The sequence below is a fragment of the Phenylobacterium kunshanense genome, from assembly GCF_003254525.1.
GTDB lineage: Bacteria > Pseudomonadota > Alphaproteobacteria > Caulobacterales > Caulobacteraceae > Phenylobacterium > Phenylobacterium kunshanense.
This window is the reverse complement of the sequence record NZ_QFYS01000001.1, coordinates 636,911-658,510: the sequence shown is the minus strand read 5'-3', so window position 1 is coordinate 658,510 and position 21,600 is coordinate 636,911. Positions and strand designations below refer to the sequence as shown.

At 68.8% G+C, this 21,600-nt stretch carries 19 protein-coding genes; 13 read left to right on the top strand and 6 right to left on the bottom strand.

All coding sequences use genetic code 11. The features are described 5' to 3' along the window. Nucleotides 1-475 precede the first annotated feature (475 nt). The 3 genes from DJ019_RS03380 to prfB all read left to right on the top strand — a co-directional run bounded on the left by DJ019_RS03380 (nucleotide 476) and on the right by prfB (nucleotide 5,262). Nucleotides 476-1,552, top strand: a complete 1,077-nt coding sequence (locus tag DJ019_RS03380; RefSeq protein ID WP_240606353.1) for an N-acetylmuramoyl-L-alanine amidase family protein — start codon at nucleotides 476-478, stop codon at nucleotides 1,550-1,552. Nucleotides 1,553-1,729: 177 nt separating this feature from the next. Beyond that, nucleotides 1,730-4,084 carry a penicillin-binding protein 1A gene (locus tag DJ019_RS03375; RefSeq protein WP_111274550.1) on the top strand — a complete coding sequence of 785 codons (2,355 nt, stop codon included), beginning with the start codon at nucleotides 1,730-1,732 and terminating at the stop codon, nucleotides 4,082-4,084. A gap of 64 nt (nucleotides 4,085-4,148) precedes the next feature. Next, nucleotides 4,149-5,262, top strand: a protein-coding gene (gene prfB / locus DJ019_RS03370) for a peptide chain release factor 2 (protein ID WP_111274549.1) whose coding sequence is annotated in 2 segments (ribosomal slippage) — nucleotides 4,149-4,217 and nucleotides 4,219-5,262 — 1,113 coding nt in all. Because the reading frame shifts where the segments join, the coding sequence is not laid out codon by codon here. A gap of 28 nt (nucleotides 5,263-5,290) precedes the next feature. Here the strand turns inward: prfB and DJ019_RS03365 are convergent. The 4 genes from DJ019_RS03365 to tyrS all read right to left on the bottom strand — a co-directional run bounded on the left by DJ019_RS03365 (nucleotide 5,291) and on the right by tyrS (nucleotide 8,782). Beyond that, complete coding sequence (locus DJ019_RS03365) at nucleotides 5,291-5,707, bottom strand: bactofilin family protein (protein WP_165843877.1); 417 nt, start codon at nucleotides 5,705-5,707, stop codon at nucleotides 5,291-5,293. After that, a complete protein-coding gene (locus tag DJ019_RS03360; protein WP_111274547.1) occupies nucleotides 5,679-6,845 on the bottom strand; it encodes a M23 family metallopeptidase in 1,167 nt (388 codons plus the stop codon). Before DJ019_RS03360 ends, DJ019_RS03365 begins: the two co-directional genes overlap by 29 nt. Before the next feature lie 142 nt (nucleotides 6,846-6,987). Further along, a complete protein-coding gene (locus tag DJ019_RS03355; protein ID WP_111274546.1) occupies nucleotides 6,988-7,449 on the bottom strand; it encodes a peroxiredoxin in 462 nt (153 codons plus the stop codon). A 10-nt stretch (nucleotides 7,450-7,459) separates the two neighbouring features. Further along, nucleotides 7,460-8,782: a tyrosine--tRNA ligase gene (gene tyrS, locus DJ019_RS03350; RefSeq protein ID WP_165843876.1), complete on the bottom strand. Its 1,323-nt coding sequence runs from the start codon at nucleotides 8,780-8,782 to the stop codon at nucleotides 7,460-7,462. A gap of 188 nt (nucleotides 8,783-8,970) precedes the next feature. On the opposite strand from tyrS, the gene DJ019_RS03345 reads away from it, so the two are divergent. Together DJ019_RS03345 and DJ019_RS03340 are read left to right on the top strand one after the other, a co-directional pair. Continuing rightward, nucleotides 8,971-10,077, top strand: a complete 1,107-nt coding sequence (locus tag DJ019_RS03345) for an anhydro-N-acetylmuramic acid kinase (RefSeq protein WP_111274545.1) — start codon at nucleotides 8,971-8,973, stop codon at nucleotides 10,075-10,077. A gap of 12 nt (nucleotides 10,078-10,089) precedes the next feature. Next, on the top strand, nucleotides 10,090-11,376 hold the full coding sequence (locus tag DJ019_RS03340) for an amidohydrolase (protein ID WP_165843875.1): 1,287 nt from the start codon (nucleotides 10,090-10,092) through the stop codon (nucleotides 11,374-11,376). Here the strand turns inward: DJ019_RS03340 and DJ019_RS03335 are convergent. Then, complete coding sequence (locus tag DJ019_RS03335; protein ID WP_111274544.1) at nucleotides 11,373-12,377, bottom strand: mechanosensitive ion channel family protein; 1,005 nt, start codon at nucleotides 12,375-12,377, stop codon at nucleotides 11,373-11,375. The two genes, DJ019_RS03340 and DJ019_RS03335, sit on opposite strands and share 4 nt — an antisense overlap. Nucleotides 12,378-12,488: 111 nt before the next feature. On the opposite strand from DJ019_RS03335, the gene DJ019_RS03330 reads away from it, so the two are divergent. From DJ019_RS03330 to DJ019_RS03310, 5 genes are all read left to right on the top strand, one after another. Beyond that, complete coding sequence (locus tag DJ019_RS03330) at nucleotides 12,489-14,282, top strand: flavin-containing monooxygenase (RefSeq protein WP_111274543.1); 1,794 nt, start codon at nucleotides 12,489-12,491, stop codon at nucleotides 14,280-14,282. A gap of 88 nt (nucleotides 14,283-14,370) precedes the next feature. Next, nucleotides 14,371-15,120: a response regulator transcription factor gene (locus DJ019_RS03325; RefSeq protein ID WP_240606352.1), complete on the top strand. Its 750-nt coding sequence runs from the start codon at nucleotides 14,371-14,373 to the stop codon at nucleotides 15,118-15,120. Beyond that, nucleotides 15,117-16,697, top strand: a complete 1,581-nt coding sequence (locus DJ019_RS03320; protein WP_205854074.1) for a sensor histidine kinase — start codon at nucleotides 15,117-15,119, stop codon at nucleotides 16,695-16,697. Before DJ019_RS03325 ends, DJ019_RS03320 begins: the two co-directional genes overlap by 4 nt. 67 nt (nucleotides 16,698-16,764) lie before the next feature. Further along, nucleotides 16,765-17,505, top strand: a complete 741-nt coding sequence (locus DJ019_RS03315) for a hypothetical protein (protein ID WP_111274542.1) — start codon at nucleotides 16,765-16,767, stop codon at nucleotides 17,503-17,505. Between the two features lie 67 nt (nucleotides 17,506-17,572). Further along, entirely contained in the window at nucleotides 17,573-17,776 is a 204-nt protein-coding gene (locus DJ019_RS03310; protein ID WP_111274541.1) for a hypothetical protein, read from the top strand. Nucleotides 17,777-17,808: 32 nt separating this feature from the next. Here DJ019_RS03310 and DJ019_RS03305 read toward each other — a convergent pair whose 3' ends face one another. Beyond that, nucleotides 17,809-18,186: a DUF4440 domain-containing protein gene (locus tag DJ019_RS03305; RefSeq protein ID WP_111274540.1), complete on the bottom strand. Its 378-nt coding sequence runs from the start codon at nucleotides 18,184-18,186 to the stop codon at nucleotides 17,809-17,811. Between the two features lie 121 nt (nucleotides 18,187-18,307). Here DJ019_RS03305 and DJ019_RS03300 point away from each other — a divergent pair, with 121 nt between their 5' ends. From DJ019_RS03300 to DJ019_RS03290, 3 genes are read left to right on the top strand one after another with little or no spacing between them, the layout of a single operon-like run. Continuing rightward, entirely contained in the window at nucleotides 18,308-19,234 is a 927-nt protein-coding gene (locus DJ019_RS03300; protein ID WP_111274539.1) for a VOC family protein, read from the top strand. Nucleotides 19,235-19,249: 15 nt separating this feature from the next. Next, nucleotides 19,250-20,098 carry a fumarylacetoacetate hydrolase family protein gene (locus DJ019_RS03295; RefSeq protein WP_111274538.1) on the top strand — a complete coding sequence of 283 codons (849 nt, stop codon included), beginning with the start codon at nucleotides 19,250-19,252 and terminating at the stop codon, nucleotides 20,096-20,098. A 2-nt stretch (nucleotides 20,099-20,100) separates the two neighbouring features. Beyond that, nucleotides 20,101-21,600: a bifunctional 3-(3-hydroxy-phenyl)propionate/3-hydroxycinnamic acid hydroxylase gene (locus DJ019_RS03290; RefSeq protein WP_111274537.1), complete on the top strand. Its 1,500-nt coding sequence runs from the start codon at nucleotides 20,101-20,103 to the stop codon at nucleotides 21,598-21,600.

Here is a 21,600-nt window from a genome sequence, read left to right as displayed (position 1 = left end):
CCTCGGGAGGCCTCATGGCCATGGGTGGCTCGAGCTGCGCAGCTCATCAGGTGTGTTCCTCGTCGCGTCCGTACGGGCGCGGAAGGGATGAAGCGCCGTCACCGAATACTCGGTCGATCCCGACGCTGGGTGGCTTTTTCGCGCGGCGGTCGGGCCCGGAACGGGCGCTTCGACGTCGCGCGGCGCGACATTGCAACATGGGGGGGCAAAAGGGAAGCGCGGCCTCGCTGCCAGATGTCGAACCGACGGCAAGACCTCGTTAACCCTTTGTCCACAGGCGCGTCGCCTATATGGGAGCGACATTCGCAATCGCGAATCCCGCTTGCCGAGGCGTTGGATGATTGGGCGGCTTAAACGAGCGCTGGGATGGAGCCGGGGGCGGGCGATCGCCGCCGCCGCGGCCACAGCGGTCGGCTTCGCCGCGTTCGCCGTGGGGCACGCGGCGACTGAAACTGTTTCGCTGCTTAAAGTTCGCATGGGTGGAGACGCCGCCGAAACCCGACTGGTGGTCGAGCTCGACGGGGCGACGAGCGCCAAGCTGGTTGCCGATGGCGCCCTCGACCGCCGCGTTGTGGTCATGCTGCCGAATGTCACCGCCGTGCAGGTCCAGCAGGGCGCCGGCCGGGGGGTCGTGAAGGCCTGGATGATCGACCAGGCGCAGGGCGGGGCGCGGCTCCAGATGGATCTGTCGGGCGACGCCCGGGTGAAGCGGCGCTTCCTGCTGCCGCCGGCGGACGGCGTGGCGAACTATCGCTATGTCATCGACGTGGCTGCCGCGCCCGGTGCGGTGATGACCAATGCGCCGGCGTCCAAGGTCAAGCCGACGCCTGAGATTCGCGCGCAATTCCTGCCCGAGAAGAAGCCGGCCCTGCCGCTGAAGAAGGTCATTGTCATCGACGCCGGCCACGGGGGCCGGGACGTGGGGGCCAAGGGCGGCCAGGGCTACGAAAAGGACATCAACCTCGCCTCGGCCCTGACGCTGGCGGAACAGCTGAAGCGCACCGGCCGCTACAAGGTCGTGCTGACCCGCTCGACGGACGTCTACATCCCCCTGGAAGACCGGGTGAGGGTGGCGCAGAGGGCGGGGGCGGATCTCTTCATCTCGCTCCACTCCGACTCCGCGCCCGAGACGAACCTGTCCGGCGCCAGCGTCTACACCCTCTCCGACAAGGCCTCGCGCCGCGCGACCCAGTTCGTCAGCCAGAACGACTGGTTCGTGAAGGCCAGCCTCTCGGGCGACCAGGGCGTGCGGGACATCCTCTTCGACCTGACGCAGCGCGCGACGCGAAACCGCTCGGCGGTCTTCGCCCAGACCCTGGTGTCCAACATCGAGGGCAAGGCGCCACTCCTGCGCCGCAGCCACCGCGACGCCGGCTTCATGGTGTTGCTGGCGCCCGACGTGCCGGCGGTGCTGCTGGAGATGGGGTTCGTCAACAATCCCGACGACGAGGCGCGGCTGCGTGACCCCGCCCAGCGCGCCAGGCTGATGCGCGCCGTCACCCAGTCGATCGACGCCCACTTCGGCGAGCAGGTGCGGCTGGCGTCGCGCTGACGCATCGGCCTTGCGGGCGTTGGCGCCCGGACCGACACAGGCTAGACGACGGTCTGGAGCGCGAGAGCCTGAGTTAAGTTGACGCCCCCCGCCAGCCCTGAGCCGTCCGCGCCTGAACGGACACCTGCCCTCCGTCGCCTCGGAGTGCTCGGAATCGCGGCGCTTAGCCTGGTGGCCATGGCGGCCGTCAGCATCGGCGTCTACGCGGCCTGGCTGTTCCACGACATGCCCGACGCGACGGACTTGGTGGACTACCATCCGCCGACGGCGACGCGCGCCTATGCCTGGGATGGCACCCTTATCGGCGAATTCTCGCGCGAGCGCCGCATCTTCGTGCCGTACGATGCGATCCCAAGGCAGACGGCCGAGGCCTTCCTGGCGGCCGAGGATCATGGGTTCTTCAAGCATCGCGGCGTCGACGTGGGCGGCTTCGGCCGGGCCATGATGAAGAATGTCGTGAACCTGGCCCAGGGCCGGCGGCTGGAAGGCGGCTCGACGATCACCCAGCAGGTCGCCAAGAACATCCTGCTCACCAGCGACCAGACCATTGGCCGGAAGCTCAAGGAGGCGATCCTCGCCTCGCAGCTCGAGGCGACACTATCGAAGGAGCGGATCCTAGAGCTGTATATGAACGAGATCTGGCTCGGTTACCGATCCTATGGCGTTGGCGCGGCCGCCTACAACTACTTCGGCAAGTCGGTCAGCGAGCTGACCCTTTCAGAGAGCGCCTACCTGGCGGCCCTGCCGAAGGGGCCCGACAACTACCACCCGGCTCGCCGCAAGGCGGCGGCCATCGGGCGGCGCAACTGGGTGATCGACCAGATGGCCGATCACGGCTGGATCACCCGGGCCGAGGCCGAAGCGGCCATGAAAGAAGACCTCGTGGTGCAGCCGGCGCCGACGCGCTCGCAGTACCGCGACGCCGATTATTTCGTCGAAGAGGTGCGCCGGATCGCCCTCGACATGAAGGAACTCGGCGACGAGCGGCTGAACGCCGGCGGCTACTACATGCGCACCACGCTGGATCCGACGCTGCAGAGCGCGGCCAAGGAAGCGCTGATGAACGGCCTCGAAAGCTACGACCGCCGTCACGGCTGGCGAGGCGCCTTCGGACACGTGACGACCCTCGACGGCTGGGAAAAGGTCGCCCGGGAGACCACCAAGCCCCGCGAGCGCCAGGAATGGAAGCGCGCTGTGGTCACCAGCGTCAGTGGCGGCCAGGTGCAAGTTCGAACTATCGAAGGCGGCGTGGGCTCGATCGCTGGCCAGGACGTGGCCTGGGCGCGGGCCGGGAAGGGGATCGGCACCGGCGACCTGGTGTTTGTCGAGCCGAACAAGGATGGCGCCGGATTCCGTCTGCGTCAGGTGCCGGCGGTGAACGGCGCGCTGGTGGCGATGGAGCCCTATTCCGGGCGCGTCGTCGCCATGGTCGGCGGCTACTCTTTTTCGCTCTCAAGCTTCAACCGGGCCACCCAGGCGCTGCGGCAGCCGGGGTCTTCCTTCAAGCCCATTGTGTACGCGGCTGCGTTGGAGAGTGGCTACACCCCGGCGTCCACCGTGCTGGACGCGCCGATCACCCTGAAGGGCTATGGCGGCCAGGACTGGAGCCCGGAGAACTACAGCCGCGACTACTACGGCGCCCTGACCCTGCGCCGGGGCCTGGAGCTGTCGCGCAACACCATGACGGTGCGTCTGGCCCAGAGCGTCGGCATGACCAAGATCTCGGACCTCGCCGTGCGCATGGGCGTGACCAAGAAGATGGACAAGGTCCTGGCCATGGCCCTCGGGTCGGGCGAGACCACGGTCTTCCGGATGGCCGGCGCCTACTCCACCTTCGTCAACGGCGGCAAGCTGGTGACCCCGCACCTGATCGAGACGGTCGAAGACCGCAACGGCAAGGTCATCTGGAAGGCTGATCGGCGGGAGTGCGACCGTTGCAGCGCCCCGTTCACCGGCGACGCCGAGAGCCCGCGTATCCCGCGAAGCGGCGACCAGGTGATGGATCCCATCACGGCCTATCAGGTCACTTCGTTCCTCGAAGGCGTGGTCCAGCGCGGCACGGCGACCCAGGCCTCGTCGATCGGCAAGCCCCTGGGCGGCAAGACCGGCACCACCAACGACTACCGCTCGGCCTGGTTCATGGGCTTCTCGCCCAAGCTGGTCGTCGGCGTTTACATCGGCTTCGACGACAACCGGAGCCTCGGCAACAACGAGACCGGCAGTGTGGCGGCGGTGCCGATCTTCACCGAGTTCATGGGGCAAGCCCTGAAGGACAAGCCGGCCGAGCCTTTCAAGGCCCCGGCCAATGCGAAGTACGCCATGATCCGCGGCATCCGGGAGGCGTTCCGCCCTGGCACCGAGCCCCAAGGCCCGGCGCTCGGCATGGGGGCGGCTGCGACGCCGTCGGGGCCACAGCCCTACAACAAGGTGTGGCAGGAGGGGCTTACGGGCGCCCCCAGCGCCGGGGCCGCGGTTGCGCCCGCGCCTCCGCCGCCACCAAAGAAGAAGGACGACCTGTCCGACTTGTTCTGACATCGGGTTGTGCTTGTGGCCGGCGCGGGCTAGACCCCGCGCCCTTGGATTTGGGAGTCTCTCCATGAGAGCGGATGTCGAGGCCGCAAAGGCCGACATCGAGCAGTCGATCGAACTGCTCAGGAGGCGTCTTTGACTGGGAACCTGCCCTCCGAAAACTCGACGAACTGAACGCCCGGGTCGAGGACCCGACCCTCTGGGACAATCCCACCGAAGCCCAGGCGGTATCCCGTGATCGCGCGCGCCTTGCAGCCCAGGTCGAGGCGGTGCAGTCGCTGGAACGCGACCTGGCCGACGCCCTTGGCTACGCCGAGATGGCTGACGAGGAGGGCGACGAAGCCAGCCTCGAAGAGGCGAGGGGCCAGCTCAAGTCGATCAAGGAGCGCGCCGCCCGGGCGGAGCTGGAGGCGCTGCTGTCCGGCGAGGCCGACGGCAACGATGCCTATGTGGAAATCAACTCCGGCGCCGGCGGCACCGAGTCCAACGACTGGGCCGGCATGCTGCTGCGCATGTACACTCGCTGGGCCAACGCCCATGGCATGGAAGTGGACTTCCTTGAAGAGACCTCGGGCGAACAGGCCGGCATCAAGTCGGTGACCCTCCAGGTCAAGGGAACCAACGCCTACGGCTGGCTGAAGACCGAGGCCGGCGTGCACCGCCTCGTGCGGATTTCGCCCTTCGACGCGGCGGCGAAGCGGCACACCAGCTTCGCCTCGGTGTGGGTCTATCCGGTGGTCGACGACACCATCGAGATCGACATCAACCCGGCCGATGTGCGCACCGACACCTACCGGGCCTCGGGCGCCGGCGGGCAGCACGTGAACAAGACGGACTCGGCGGTGCGTCTCACGCATATCCCGACCGGGATCGTCGTGGCCTGCCAGACCCAGCGCTCGCAGCACCAGAACCGCGACCAGGCCTGGAAAATGCTGAAGGCCCGCCTCTACGAGGCCGAGCTGGAGAAGCGCGAGGCGGCGCAGCAGGCGCTGGAGGACCAGAAGACCGACATCGGCTGGGGCCATCAGATCCGCAGCTACGTCCTGCAGCCGTACCAGATGGTCAAGGACCTGCGGACCAACGTCGAGACTTCCGACACCCAGGGCGTTCTGGACGGCGATCTGGATGAGTTCATGGGCGCGGCGCTGGCCCAGCGCGTGGGTGCGACGCGGGAAGGGTAGGCGTCGACTTCCCGACCTGGGGGAGAAGCTACTCCGCCGCCACGACGCTGAGCGTGGGCGCTTCGAGAGCTGGCGTTTCGGGGCGGATCAGCGCCAGGCTTCGGCCCTCGAAGTGAGCGCCCGCCTCGATCGCCAGTTCGGTGTGACTGATGTCGCCGTCGACGCGCGCCGTCGGCCAAAGCTTGACCCGCCTGGCGCAGATCACGCCCGTGACGCGGCCGCGAACCTCGACAGCGTCGGCGTGGATCGCGCCGGAGACCGATCCGCTCTCGCCGATGACGAGGCAGCCGACCCGAAGATCGCCTTCCACGACGCCGTCCAGGTGAAGGTCGCCGCCGGTCTCCAGATTGCCGTGGATACGGACACCGTCCGCCACGAGCGACGCAACGGCCAGCTTGCGCCCGGCGTCGGCCGGTTCAGTCGCCTTGGGTGGCTTGGAGAACATACTGGCCGGCCTTGAGGAAGCGGCCCGGGTTCTGGGCCCGACCATTCACCCATACCTCATAGTGCAGGTGCGTCCCAGTCGAACGCCCGGTGGAGCCCATGGCGGCGATCCGTTGACCGACCGCCACGCGCTGCCCGCGCTGGACGGCGAAACCGGCCAGGTGCGCGTAGCGGGTCTTTAGGCCGCGGCCGTGGTCAATCTCGACGACGTTGCCATAGCCCGACCGCTGGCCGACGAACGCCACCACTCCGGGCCCTGTGGCGTAGATCGGCGCGCGGTGGCCGCCCGAGAAATCGAGGCCCGAATGATAGGCTGGCCGCCGTGTGAAGGGGTCGAAGCGTACGCCGAAGCCGCTGGTCTGGCTGCCAGATGCGGTCGGGCGTTGAATGGGCAGGCTTTGGGCCGCCTCGCTCAGCACATGGGCTTCATTGAGCTCGCGCGCGGCACGCTGGATGCGCAGGGCGAAATCGTCGTCCACGTCCAGCACGGCGGCCAGGGCGCGGGGATCCTTGGATTCGATCAGGGGGCCGCCGAGCGAGCCGGTCCGGTCGGAGAAGGATGAGGGTTGCAGGCCTGCCATGCGGAACGCCAGCCTGAGCCGATCGGCTCGGCTCTTGGCGTAGCTGTCGGCGGCGTCCAGGAGTTGCTCCTGGCCGATCCGGACCATTTCCACCCGGCGCATCGGCGTGGCGTCGGCGTTGTTGGCGAGCGCGCGGTTGATGGCGGGCGTCAGCGCGTCGGCGGCGCCCGGGGCGCCCTTCAGATCGGTGAGCAGCAGAGCCAGGGCCGCATGCCGCTTCTCGATGGAGGCGGCGAGGTCGTTGCTTGAGCCCGAGGCGGCGTTGAGGCGCGCCATTGCGCTGTCCAGGCGCGCCTGCCGGTCGGCGACATAGCGTTCGGACTGGGCCTTAAGACGGGCGATCTCCCGGTCCGCCGCGGAGACGGACAGCAGGTTGACCAGCATGGCGGCGGTCGAGACGCCCATCCAGAGGGCCGCCCCCGCCACGCCACTCGCGATCACGAGCTGCTTCTTGGTGCTGAGGACGAAGGCCCTCATGGCGCCGCCGGAGCGCACATAGAGGTGCCGTTCAGGAAACAGCTCGACGAGCGAGCGGCGAAGCTGCGTCAGGCGGTGCATGCTTGGGCTGTGGTCCCCTGACCCCGTAAGGACCCGGGGATATGCGACGACTTTTTTGCAGCAGGCAACCCGCAAGCGATCGGATTCGCGCTCCAGCGACGACCTGCCGCGCGGTTAATATCGATTAACGACAATCCAACGGTCAGTCGCCCTGGATCGCGGCCAGCACCGCCTCGGCATGGCCCGGCACCTTCACCTTTCGCCAGATCTTGGTCACCTTGCCGTCACGGATCAGGAAGGTGGACCGGTCGATGCCCATGTACTTGCGGCCATAGAGGCTCTTTTCCACCCACGAGCCATAGCGCTCGACCACCTGGCCGTCCGGGTCCGAGGCGAGGGGAATTTTCAGGTCGTACTTGGCCGTGAACTTGCCATGCGCGGCCAGACTGTCCTTCGAGACGCCAACCACGGTCGCGCCCGCCTTTGCGAACTCGGGAGCCAGCGCAGAGAACGCCTGCGCCTCCTTGGTGCAGCCGGAGGTGTCGTCCTTGGGGTAGAAATAGAGCACCAGGGTCTTGCCGGCGAAGTCCGAGAGCCGCACGCGGCCCTCGGTCGTTTCAAGTTCGAAGTCGGGCGCCGCGGCGCCTTCGGTCGGGTCGGTCATCTCTCGCTCCTCAGACCGGCTTCACGAGCACGATCTTCTTCTTTCCGGCGCCCAGCTTCACCACCCCATCCAGGAGGTCGGCGGTGGCGATCGTCCGGTTGGCGTCGGTCTCTGCCGCATCGTTCACCCGCAGGCCGCCGCCCTGCGCCAGCCGGCGCGCCTCGCCCTTGGAGCCGGCCAGCCCCGCCGCGACGACCAGGTCGGCGAGCTGTACGCCCGTCTCAAGCTCGGCAGCGGCGATCTCGTGGGTCGGCAGGTCGGCGGACAGGCCGCCCTGTTCGAAAGCCGCCTGCGCGGCCGCGGCGGCCTTCTCGGCCTCGGCGGCGCCGTGGAGCATCCGGGTGGCTTCGTTCGCCAGCACCTTCTTGGCCTCGTTGATCTCGGCGCCCGGCAGGCTTTCCAGGCGGGCGACCTCGTCAAGCGGCAGGTCGGTGAACAGGCGCAGGAACTTGCCCACGTCGGCGTCCTCGGTGTTCCGCCAGAACTGCCAGTAGTCGTAGGGGCTGCGCATGTCGGCGTTCAGCCAGACGGCGCCGGCCGCCGACTTGCCCATCTTCGCGCCCGACGACGTGGTCAGGAGCGGCGTGGTCAGGGCGAAGGCCGACTTCTGGTCCATACGCCGGACCAGTTCGACGCCGTTGATGATGTTCCCCCACTGGTCCGATCCGCCCATCTGGAGCTGGACGCCACGGGTCCGGTTCAGGTGCAGGAAGTCCACCGCCTGCATCAGCATGTAGTTGAATTCCAGGAACGTCAGCGGCTGCTCGCGCTCCAGCCGGAGCTTCACGGAGTCGAACGTCAGCATGCGGTTGACCGTGAAGTGCGGCCCGTACTCGCGCAGGAACTCGATGTAGCCGAGCTTCGATAGCCAGTCGTCGTTGTTGACCATCACCGCATCGGTCGGGCCGTCGCCGAAGGTGAGGAACTTCTCGAAGACCGTGCGGATGCTGGCGATGTTGGCGGCGATGTCGGCCTCGGTGAGCAGCTTGCGGCTCTCGTCCTTGCCCGAGGGGTCGCCGACCTTCGTGGTCCCGCCGCCCATCAGGACGACGGGCTTGTGACCGGCCTGCTGGAGCCGGCGCAGCATCATGATCGAGATCAGGTTGCCGACGTGTAGGCTGGGCGCCGTGGCGTCGAAGCCGACGTAGGCGGTGACAATCCCGCTGGCGGCGGCCGAGTCCAGCTCCTCCGGATGGCTGACCTGGTGAATGTAGCCGCGCGCCTGCATGGTCTTCAGGAACTCGGACTTGAACGCGGGCTCGGACATCGCGGGCATCTCGTTTGACGATGGCGCGCGCTCTAGCACGGGCATGTCGGGGATTTCGAGGGACATGGCGGACTCCTTTGAAGGTGGAGGCCGGCGGGTCCTGGTTCTCGGGAGGTCGCGCCGGCCTTTGTGGAGGCAGGCGCGTTGGATCGGTCGCCTGCTAGAGGGGCAGGCGGTAATAGCGGCCAGTGTGGGCGGCAGGTCCGATCATCGCGGGCTAGCTAGCGGTCCGCGGACATGGCAGTCAAGCTCGCATGCTCGTGCTGGGATTCATGACCGGAACCTCGCTGGACGCCATCGACATGGCCGTTCTGGAGACCGATGGCGTGACGATTCAGGCCTTCGGCCCTGCGGGCGAGCGCAAGCTGAGCGACGCTCTGCGGGATGTCCTGATCGAGACGACGAAGCAGGCTCTGGCCTGGGAACGCGGCGCGCCCGAGCCGGCGATCTTCCGCCATGCCGCCGAGATGGTCGCGGAGGAACATTTCGCCGCCGCCGAGGGGTTCCTGCAGGCGCACGATCTCTCCTGGCCCGACCTGGATCTGATCGGGATGCACGGGCAGACCGTGCTGCACGAGCGGCCGCGCGACGGCCGGCCAGGCCGGACGGTCCAGCTCGGCGACGCCGAGTCGCTGGCGCGGCTGACCGGGCGCCCCGTGGCGTCCGATTTCCGCTCGGCCGACATGGCGGCTGGCGGGGAGGGGGCGCCGATCGCGCCGGCCTACCATGTCGCGCGGGCTCGGGCTTCGGGCCTGGTCCCGCCGTTGGCGGTGCTGAACCTGGGCGGGGTGGCCAATATCACCTTCTGGTCGGGAGAGGATCGGTTCACAGCCTTCGACACCGGCCCCGGCAACGGGATGCTCGACCTCCTCATGCAGTCGCGCCGCGCCGGCCGTTACGACGCCGGCGGCAAATATGCGTCCGTTGGCCGCGTCGATGAGGGCGTCCTGCGGGCATTGCTGGCCCATCCCTACTTCGAGGCCCCGCCGCCTAAATCCCTCGACCGCTTCGACTTCTCGCTCGAGCCCCTGGAGCCGCTCCAGCTCGAGGACGCCGCCGCGACCCTGGTCGCCTTCACGGCCGAGGCCGTGAAGCTGGCCCTGGCGCATGCGCCTGCAGAATCCGCCGAGTTGATCGTCACCGGCGGCGGCCGCCACAATCCCGAGATCATGAAAGCGCTGGCCGAGCGCCTGCCAATGCCGGTGCGGCCGGCCGAGGATCACGGCTGGCGGGGCGACGCCATCGAGGCCGAGGCCATCGCCTTCCTGGCCGCGCGCTGCCAGCGCGGCCTTCCCATCACCTGGCCGGCGACCACGGGCGTAGAGACGCCCCTGGCCGGCGGTCGGATCGTCCGACCGTAAGAGGAGTACGCCATGCCCAAGGGATTCTGGATCGCGGCCGTCTCGGCCCTCGCGCTGGCCTCGCCCGCCGCCGCGCAGTCGTTCGACGGCGCCGTGTTCGCCGCCGCCAAGAAGATCCAGCCCAAGGTCGTCGAGTGGCGCCGCGACATCCACGAGCACCCGGAACTCGGGAACAACGAGGTCCGCACAGCGAAGCTGGTGGCCGAGCACCTGAAGAAGCTGGGCATCGAGGTGCGCACGGGCGTTGGCAAGACCGGCGTCGTGGGGGTTCTGAAGGGTGGCCGGCCCGGCGGGGTTGTGGCCCTGCGCGCGGATATGGACGGCCTGCCGGTGCAGGAGCAGACGGGGGCGCCGTTCGCCTCCAAGGTCACCACCACCTACAACGGCCAGACCGTGCATGTGGCCCATGCCTGCGGCCATGACGCCCACGTGGCGATTCTGATGGGCGCGGCCGAGGTTCTGGCCGGGATGCGCGACAAGATCCCGGGCACGGTGGTCTTCGTCTTCCAGCCCGCGGAGGAGGGCCCGCCCGTGGGCGAGGAGGGCGGCGCGCCGCTGATGATCAAGGAAGGCGCGCTGAAGAATCCCGCGCCCGCCGCCATCTTCGGCCTGCACGTCGTCCCGGGCGAGGTGGGCCAGCTCACCTGGCGGCCGGGCCCGATGATGGCGGCCTCGGATCGCTACGAGATCAAGCTGAAGGGCAAGCAGACCCACGGGGCCAACCCGTGGTCGGGCATCGACATCGCCTCGATGCAGGCCGAGGTCGTACTGGCTTTCAACCAGATCGCGGCGCGCCAGATCAACGTGACCCGCACGCCGACCATCCTGACGGTGGCCACCGTCCATGGCGGGGTCCGCTACAACATCATCCCGGACGACTTCACCCTGGCCGGCACCCTGCGGACGTTCGACCCCGAGCTGCGCAAGGACGTCATGGCCAGGGCCGAGAAGGCGGTGAAGGGCATCGCCGAGCGCTACGGCGGTTCGGGCCAGATCGAATGGGGCACGCCGAACCCCGTGACCAGCAACGACCCGGCGCTGACGGCGAAGATGAAACCGACCCTGAGCCGCGCCGCGGGCGGGAAGATCAAGGACGACATCGACTACATCACGGGCGCCGAGGACTTCTCGTACTACCAGCGCGAGATCCCGGGCCTGTTCTACGACCTGGGCATCGGCTTCCCGAAGGGCGTGAACCACTCGCCGTTCTTCAACGTGATGGACGAGAGCGCGCTGGAGGTGGGTGTCCGGGCTCAGGCGCTGACCGCCCTGGACTACCTGGCGACGGCCAAGCGCTAGGCGCGGGGGTCGGCCTCGTCCGGCTCGGGCTCGGGTAGGGGGCGTGCGAGGTCTTCCGCAGCGTCGTTGACGCTGACCGCGTGCTCGACCGCGGTCGGCGCCTCCGGCTCGTTCAGGCGCAAGGCTTCCATCGCCTTGCCGCCCTCGTGCCCGAAGAGGCTGCGCAAGCGAACGTCCATCTGTGGAAACGGGATCTCGATGCACGCCCGTTCCAGGGCCTCGGCAATCGCCCAGGTGTAGGCCGCCTGCATGGCGCCCGGCCGCTTCACCGCGTCCAGCGTCGGCCAGACGAGGAGCTCGAAGTCGAGGCCAGAGTCGCCGAAGCCAGTCAGCCAGACCTGGCTTCGGCGATCCTCGGACTCGGGCATCGTGAACGGCACGCTGCGGGCGGCTTCCAACACCACCTCCCGCACCCTGTTTCGGTCCGAGCCGTAGGCCACGCTGAACGGGATGTGGATGCGGCTCGTACGGTTGCGCAGCGTCCAGTTCACGACTGGACCGTCGATGAACTTGGAGTTCGGGACGATGACATCGATGTTGTCGTTCGTGCGGATGCGGACGGCCCGCGGGGCGATCTCCTGAACCAGCCCCCGCTTGCCGTCCTCCAGTTCCACGTAGTCGCCGACGTTGAGCACCCGGTCGAAGATCAGGACCAGACCTGAAACGAACTCCTTCACGATGCCCTGCAGGCCGAGGCCCACGCCCACGCCGACCGCGCCAGCGAAGATCGCCAGACTGGAGAGGTTGAGCCCCACCGTGGACAGCCCCGCGACCAAGCCGATCAGCGTCAGACCGTAAGTGGTCAGCTTCTCAACGATATAGAGCGCCTCCCGCCCATGCCGGGAACGACCGCGAAGCCGTCGAATGGCCACTCCGGCCAGTCGTGCTAAGACGACGGCGACCGTGAAGACGAGCACGCCCGCCACCACGCCGCCAAGGGTCACTGGGGTTCGGCCGATCGCGAACAATACGATGCCGCGGATGTCCTCGAGGTCGCCCATGGGTGCGCCAACGCCGGTGAAGCGTCGCCGTTCCGGCTTCCGCCACGTCCCTCTTGCCGTTCAAACGATCGTTCGGCACGGTGAACGCCGATAACAAACGGAGGGAACGGCATGGCGGACGATCTGGGGTTCGACCCGAACGCGCTGGCTGAGAAGTACCGAGCCGAGCGCGACCGCCGCGTCCGTACGGAAGGCAACGAGCAGTATGTCGAGATGGTGGGCCAGTTCGCTCACTATCTCGAGGATCCCTACGTCGAGAAGCCCTTGGCCCGAGAGCCGCTTACGGACGACACCGAGGTCGTGATCATCGGCGGCGGTTTCGGCGGGCTCCTGGCCGGCGCGCGCCTGCGCGAGGCCGGGATCCAGGACCTGCGGATCATCGAAAAGGGCGGCGACTTCGGCGGCACTTGGTACTGGAACCGCTACCCCGGTGCGGCCTGTGACATCGAGAGCTATGTCTATCTGCCGCTGCTGGAAGAGCTGGGCTTCATGCCCGAGCGCAAATACTCACGTGCGCCGGAGATCATGCGCTACAGCGCCCAGATCGCCGAGAAGTACGACCTCTACAAGAACGCCTGCCTGCAGACCGAGGTGAAGGCCGTCCGCTGGGACGCCGACGCCGCGCGCTGGATCATCGAGACCAACCGCGGCGACGCCATGAAGGCGAAGTTCGTGATCATGGCCAACGGTCCGCTTCATCGGCCCAAGCTGCCCGGCATTCCCGGCGTCGAAGGCTTCAAGCGTCACAGCTTCCACACCAGCCGCTGGGACTACGACTACACCGGCGGCGACTCCCTGGGAGGCCTGACGAACCTCAAGGACAAGCGCGTCGGTATCATCGGCACCGGCGCCACCGCCGTGCAGTGCATCCCGCATCTCGGCGAATGGGCCAAGGAGCTCTACGTCTTCCAGCGCACCCCATCGTCGATCGACGTCCGCAACGACCGGCCAACCGACCCGAAGTGGGCCGCCAGCCTGCAGCCTGGGTGGCACCAGCACCGGATGGACAACTTCAACATCCTGGTCTCGGGCGGCTTCGCCGAGGAGGACCTCGTCAACGACGGCTGGACCGACATCATCGGCAACATCCTGCTGCTGGCGCGGCGCAAGGCCGAGGCTGGCGAGCCGGTCGCGAACCCCGCCGAGCTGATGCAACTCGCCGACTTCAAGAAGATGGAGCAGGTGCGGGCCCGGGTGGACAAGGAGGTCAAGGACCCCGCTGTCGCCGAGGCGCTGAAGCCCTGGTACAATCAATTCTGCAAGCGGCCGTGTTTCCATGACGAGTACCTGGCCACGTTCAACCGGCCGAACGTCCACCTGATCGACACTCAGGGCCGCGGCGTCGAGCGGATCACCGAGACCGGCGTCGTCGCCAACGGCCAGGAGTTCGAGGTCGACTGCCTGATCTACGCCACCGGCTTCGAGGTCGGCACCGACTACGCCCGCAGGGCCGGCTACCAGGTCTACGGCAAGGATGGGCAGACCCTCTCCGGCAAGTGGGCCAACGGCATGGAGACCTTCCACGGCTTCCACGTCCGCGGCTTCCCGAACCTCTTCGTGGTCTCTACGGGTCAGTCGGGGTTCTCGGCCAACTTCCCGCACATGCTGAACGAGCAGGCCAACCACCTCGCCTACATCATCCGCCACGCGACCGATCGTCAGGTTCGCACCCTGGAGGCGTCGGCCGAGGCCGAAAGCGCCTGGGTCGACACCATCGTGAAGCTATCGGCGATGCGCGATCAGTTCCTCAAGGAATGCACCCCCGGCTACTACAACAACGAGGGGAAGGTGGAGCTGATGAACAAGAAGAACACCTCCTACGGCGCGGGCCCGGTGGCCTTCGCCAAGGTGCTCGACGACTGGCGGGCCGAGGGCGAGCTGAAGGGGCTCGAACTCAACACCTGAGGCGGCCTGCACTGCATCTGCACGCGGTGCGGATCACCCCCTGACGACGGCCGGCTACAGCCAGGCCGTCGTTCATGAGGGTCAATCGATGCACGTTCAAGCCGTTGACGCGCCGGCCGCGGGCCGGAACATGCGCCGCATGCCCAACGTCCTGGTTGTCGATGACGACCCCCACATCCGCCAGCTCCTGGTCTTCGCTCTGGAGAAGGCCGGCCTGTCGGCCCGCGAGGCCGAGGACGGTGAAGCGGCGCTCACCCAGATCGGCCAGGCCTCGCCGGACCTCGTCATCCTGGACATCAACATGCCCAAGCTGGACGGCCTGGAGGTGTGCCGGCGGCTGCGGGCGCAGGGCGAGCTGCCGATCCTGTTCCTCTCTTCCCGGGACGACGAGATCGACCGTGTGCTCGGCATCGAGCTGGGCGCCGACGACTATGTGGTCAAGCCGTTCAGCCCTCGTGAGGTGGTGGCCCGCGTGCAGGCCATCCTGCGTCGCGCCCGAGCGCCGACGCCGCCGGCCGCCGACGGCCGGCTGGCGCAGGGGCAGTTGACCCTCGACCAGGAGTCCTGGACCGCAACCTGGAGCGGCCGGGAGGTGGCGCTGACGGTCACGGAGTTCGGCATCCTGAAGATCCTGATCGGCGCGCCTTCTCGGGTCTTTACCCGCGACGCCATCATCGATCGCCTGCACGGTCCGGGTTTCGCGATCACGGACCGCACCATCGACAGCCACGTCCGCAATCTGCGCAGCAAGTTCGCGGCCTTCGGGGGACACGATGTCGTCGAGACCCGCGCTGGCGTGGGCTATCGTCTCGGCCCCTGTCAGGGCGGAGCGGCTTGATCGAACGCTTCAAGGACTGGGTGGGGAGCTGGTGGCCACGGATGCGGCTGCGCACCATCCTGTTCGCGGTGCTGCTGTTTGCTGCGGCCATGCCGTTGATTGGGATGGTCTCGCTTCGGGTCTATGAAAACACGCTGGTGCGCCAGACCGAAGCGGAGCTGGTCGCGCAGGGCGCGGCCCTTGCGGCCGTCGCCTCGCTGAGCTGGCCGGACGCCGCGCCGCAGCCGCCGCGGCCCAAAGACCCGCCGCCCGGCTACTTCAGCCCCGAATTCACTACCATCGACCTCAGCCGCGACCCCGTGCTGCCCGAACGCCCGCCGGCCCGGCGGACGACGCAGACGGCCGACCCCGAGGCTGCGCGCGTGGCCCGTGGCCTCGCGCCGATCGTGGAGCGCACGCTTCGAACCACCCTGGCGTCGGTGGCGATGATGGACGCGCGCGGCGTCATAGTTCTTGGGCCGCACCTGGGCGGCTCGTACGCCGACCTGCCGGAGGTCCGCGATGCGCTGAAGGGAGACTCCCGTACGGTCTTGCGGGTGAACGGCGACATTTCGCCCCGCTACCGCTTCGAATGGCTCTCCAAGGCCTCGACGATCCGCCTGCACTACGCGCGCCCGATCGTGGTGGACGGGGACGTGAGAGGCGTCCTGCTGATCTCGCGGTCCCCGCGCGCCCTGTTCCGGGGGCTGTACGAGGACCGGGGCAAGTTCCTGCTCGCCATCGGGGTCATCTTCGGCGTGCTGGTGCTGCTGGCCAGCCTGGTCTCGCGCGGCGTGACGCGGCCGGTCGAGAAGCTGTCGGCCGCGGCCCGCGAAGTGGCGGCGGGTGGGGGCGAGATCCCTGCGACGCCCCGCACCGCCGCCGCCGAGATCCGCGATCTCTACGAGGACTTCGGCGCCATGGCGGAACGCATCGAACGCCGCAGCGCCTACCTGCGCGACTTCGCCGCCGCCGTCAGCCACGAGTTCAAGACGCCCCTGGCCGGTATCCGGGGCGCGGTCGAACTCCTCCAGGACCACTTCGACACCATGTCTCCGGAAGACCGGAGACGCTTCCTGACGAACATCGAGGGCGACAGCGAACGGCTGAGCCAGCTCGTCGGCCGTCTGCTGGACATGGCGCGCGCCGACATGGCGACGCCCGAGGCTGGAGCCGCCGTCGATCTCGTCGAGCCGCTTCGGCGCGTCGCCGACGCCCAGCTGCGACCGGAATTCGCGGTGACGGTCCAGGTGGCCAGGGATTTGCCGCTTGTGGCGGTCCCGGCCGCGACCATCGAGAGCGTGCTGGACGTCCTGCTTCAGAACGCCCGGCAGGCTGGCGCGCGGCGTGTCTCGGTCACCGCCGAGGCGACAGCGGAGGCCGTCCGCGTCGAAGTCACCGACGACGGGCCCGGGGTGTCGCCCGCGGACCGCGCGCGGCTGTTCGAGCCGTTCTTCACCAGTCGACGGGCCGAGGGGGGCACCGGGCTTGGTCTGTCCATCGCCCGCTCGCTGCTCGCCGCCAGTCACGCCACGATCACCCTGGCGGACGGGGAGGGCGCGACGTTCCAGCTCATACTGCCCCGGGCGGACAGCTAGGTCGGGTATCGACGTTCATCGATTCCGAGTTACGCTGGCGACTGGTGCGCTTGTCCGGAGGGGGGACATGGTTCAGCAGGCGATCGATAGCGGGCCCGGACGCGGCGCGCGGCCAGACTTCTACGTGGTGGTGGCTGCGCTCACGGCTCTGATCATCTTCCTTGGCTTCGCGCCGTCCTATTACCTGAAGCCTTTCATCCAGGCGCCGCCGCCTCTGACGCCGCTCTCGATGACCCACGGCCTCGTCTATACGGCGTGGATGGTTCTCTTCGTGATCCAGGCCTGTCTCGTCCCTGCGCGGCGGATCGCGCTCCATCGGCAGCTCGGCATGGTCGGCGCGATGCTGTTCGGCGCCATGATGGTGCTGGGCGTATCCACCGCAATCACCGCCGGCCGGCTGGGTCATGCGCCGCCGGGTTCGCCGCCGCCGCTGGTGTTCATGGCGCTGCCGCTCCTTGGCATTCCAGCGCTCATCGCCGTGGTCGGGCTGGCCCTGATGATGCGCCGCCGGCGCGACTGGCATCAGCGGCTGATGACCGCGGGCTTCATCATGATCGCCCAGCCGGCGATCGGACGGTTCTTCATCCCGGCTGGCGTGCCCCAATGGCAAATGCATGGATCGTTTGTCGTCATCGAGCTGATGCTGCTCGGGGTGACCCTTTGGGACAGCCGTCGGGAAGGGCGTGTTCACCCGGCCTGGCTGGTGGCGCTCGGCGCGACCGGACTCTTCCATCTTGCCGTCACCTGGGCGTTCGCCGGTGCGGGATGGTGGACAGCGCTCGCGGCCTGGCTGACCCGTGCGACCTGACCGCCTGCACGGCTTCTTCACGTCGGACTAGGCGCGGGCTGCATCTGGCGGGTCCAGGATCGCGCCCATGGACGAGCCTCTTCTTCCCACGCCCAGCGGCTATCGCCTCTCCCTCGCGGCTGCCGGGCAGGCCTGGTCCTGGCGGCTGACCACGCCTGAGGGTACCAGCCTGACCGGTCTCGCCCCGGACCGGACCAGCGCCCGGCGGTCAGCCGCCTTCGCCGCCTTCACCGCCGAGGCGCTGACACGGACCCGCCGCCGGCGGTTTTAGACCGTGGCCGTTCGGCGCGGGCGGCGCTGGGGTCAGCGGGTCAGGGTGACGTAGAGCTCGCTTTCGAGAACCCACTGGCCGGTGGCCTTTCGCCAGACCGCCAGATAGCTCCCGCCCATCTCGCGATCGGTCCAGCGCCCGGTCCAGCGTCCGCGTTCCGCCGCCCGCGCTCCGTTCGCATCGATCTCGACGTCGTCCGTCTCGCGGACATAGGCGATGAACTCCGGCTCGGCGAACTGGGCGGCGAAGGCTGCGACAACCTCGTCCACTCCGAGGATGAGCCCTCCGTCGCCGACGATCACCTTCACGTCTGGAATGAAGAAGGGCCGCAGGCGGGCGGCCTCGTGCGCGGCGATCAGCTTGTTGGTCAGCTTGCGGCGGGCGCGAATGGCGTCGGCAGGGGCGGTCATGCCGACGTGCTTAGGCCGCGCGGCAGGGGCGCGCCAGGGCAAGGGTTGGGTCGCCGACTTGCGTTCAAGCCCGTCGCCTGCTTTAGTTGACGAAATCGTCAGATAGCGGGGAGGCGACGCCATGAGCGTCATCAGGATCGAAGACGTGGCCTTCGTGCGCTTCCGGGCGCCGGACCTGGCGCAGATGCGCGCCTTCCTTGAGGACTTCGGGCTCGTTGTCGTGGAGGAGACCGCTGACCGGCTGGTCGCGCGCGGGGCAGGGACATCGCCGGTCGCCCACGTCACCGAGCGCGGGGAACCCGGCTTCCTGGCTGTCGGCTTCCGCGCCGCCAGCCTTGAGGACCTGGAGGCGCTGGCTGCTCACGAGGGCCTGGCCGTCGAGCCGCTCGACACTCCCGGCGGCGGCCACCGCGTTGTCCTGGCCGACCCTGACGGTCACCGGGTCGAGGTGGTCGCGGGCCAGGCGGCGGCCGAACCGCTCGCGACCCCGGCCGCCCAGGCCTGGAACATCGCAGCCGGCCACGACCGGCTGCGCCGCACCAAACGCTTCGCGGCGGGTCCCGCCCATGTCCTGCGCCTGGGCCACGTCGTGCTCAACGTCTCCGACTTCCGCGCCTCCGAGCGTTGGTACAAGGACCGCTTCGGCTTCATCACCTCTGATGAGATCCAGGTCGCACCCGAGTTCGCGCTCGGGGCTTTCATGCGCTGCGACCGAGGCGACACGCCTACAGACCACCACACTCTGTTTCTCGCCCAGAGCCCCAAGGGGCCGGGCTTCAATCACGCCGCCTTCGAGGTGGCCGACCTCGACGACCTGATGCTGGGGCACCAACGCCTCAAGGACGCCGGCCGGCACGCCGAGTGGGGCGTCGGCCGTCACATCCTGGGCAGCCAGGTCTTCGACTACTGGCGCGACCCCTGGGGTCACACGCTGGAGCACTGGACCGACGGGGACCTCTTCACCGCCGCCGACGGCTCGAACGTCGCCACCCTGCAGGACCTCTTGGGCGTCCAGTGGGGCCCCGCCGCACCCCCGACCATGGCCTGAATTCAGAGGACTCCCATGAAACTCGCCACCTTCGACGCGGGCGCAGGCCCGCAGTTGGGCGCCGTCGTCGGCGACCGCATCGTCCCCCTCGGCGCTGGGCTGCCCGTCGAGATGACCGCCCTGATCGCCGCCTGGCCGCAGGTCGAGGCCAAGGTCCGCACTGTGGTTGAGGCCCAGGCGGACGCCGTCTCGCTGGACCAGGTGCGACTGCTCGCGCCGATCCGCCGCCCCGGCAAGATCATGGCCATCGGCCTGAACTACGCCGACCACATCGCCGAGAGCAATCTGGGCACGCCGGAGCACCAGGTCTGGTTCTCCAAGGCGCCTACCGCCGCCAACGGACCCTATGATCCGATCCAGGTGCCCAGGGTCTCCCAGGCGCTCGACTACGAGGCCGAGTTGGTGGCCGTGATCGGGCAGGGCGGCCGCCACATCACCCGCGAGGACGCGCCCGCCGCCATCTTCGGCTACTGCTGCGGCAACGACGCCACCGAGCGGGCCTGGCAGCACCGCACGCCGCAGTGGGTGCTGGGCAAGTCGTTCGACACGCACGCGCCGTTCGGTCCGTGGATCACCACGGCCGACGAGGTCCCCGACCCGCACGCCCTCGGCATCCGCTGCCTCGTCAACGGCGAGGAGCGCCAAAGCTCCAACACCCGCCACCTGGTCTTCGACGTCTGGGACCAGGTCGAGCACCTCAGCCACGCCATGACCCTGGAGCCCGGCGACCTGATCTTCACCGGCACGCCGGGCGGCATCGGCGCGGCCATGAAGCCCATGCGGTTCCTGAAGGACGGCGACCGGGTCCGCGTCGAGATCGACGGCCTGGGCGCCCTCGACAACCCCTGCGCCAACGAGGTGTGATCATGGCCGCGTTTGACGAATGCGACGTGCTCATCGTCGGCCTGGGCCCCGTGGGCGCCGCCTTGGCGGCGCTGCTGGTCGACGCCGGCGTCTCGGTGATCGCCATTGACCGCGACACCGAGATCTATCCAATGCCCCGCGCGGTCCACCTCGACCACGAGATCATGCGGATTCTGCAGCAGCTCGGCGTCGCCGAGCAGGTGCGCCGCAACGCCCGTGAGCTGCCGGCCTACGAATTCCGCGCCGCGGACGGCCAACTGCTCATGTGCCTGGATCCGCCGGCGCAGACGCCCTCGGGCTGGGCGGCCGGCTACATGTTCCACCAGCCCAGCCTGGAGCGAGCCCTGCGCGACGTCCTCGCCGGCTCGCCACTGGCCGACGTGCGCCTGGGCTGCGCCTTCGAACGCCTGACGCAGGACGCCGAGGGCGTCACGGCCGAGATCCGCGACGCCGATGGCCCGGCGACGATCCGGGCCAACTACCTGGTCGGCTGCGACGGAGGCTCCAGCGCCGTCCGCGCCGCGACCGGCGGGCGGCTATTCGACTATCAGTTCGACGAGCCGTGGCTGGTGGTCGACGTGAAGGTGCTGCCCGGCGCGCGCACGCCGGACGTCAACCTGCAGATCTGCGACCCCGCCCGGCCCACGACCTGTGTGCTCAGCGGCCCGGGGCGGCATCGGTGGGAGTTCATGCTGTTGCCGGGCGAAGCGGTCGACGCCATGTTGGCCGACGAGGTTATCCAGTCGCTCATCGCGCCTTGGGACTGCGGGCCCGTGGAGATCGAGCGCCGCGCCGTATATCGTTTCCACGGGCTGGTGGCGGAGACTTGGCGCCAGCAGCGGGTGCTGCTGGCGGGGGATGCGGCCCACCAGACGCCGCCTTTCGCGGGACAGGGGATGTGCTCGGGCCTGCGTGACGCGGCCAATCTCGCCTGGAAGCTGGCCGCCGTCCTGCGCGACGGGGCGGATGAGACCCTGCTCGACACCTATCAGGCCGAGCGCGAGCCCCATACGCGGGCGCTGATCGAGCTGGCCATCGGCATGGGCCGGGTGGTCTGCGCGCTGGACCCTGCCGCCGCCGCCGCGCGCGACGCCGAAATGCTGGCCCGCCGGGCGGCCGGGGCGCCGCCGCTGCCGCCGATTCGGCCGGCGCCGTTCGCTACTGGCTGCATCCTGGCCGGCTCGCCCGGCGCTGGCGGGATGTTCCCGCAGCCGACGGCGGGCGAGGGGGTGCGACGCTTGCGCCTGGACGACGCGCTGGGTGGCGGCGCCTGGCTGATCACTCGCGCGCCGGCGCCGGTCTCGGCGCGCGGCGTCGAGGTGGTCTGCGTCCAGGACGACCTGATCGCGCCCTTCCGCGCCGGCGTCCTCGCCTGGCTGGAGGCGCAGGACGCCCCGGCCGTGCTGGTTCGCCCCGACCGCTACGTCTTCGGGACCGGGGAGCCGGCCGCGCTGCTGGCAGCCTGGGACCGCGCCCTGGCGCCGCTCCAGCGCGCCGCCTGA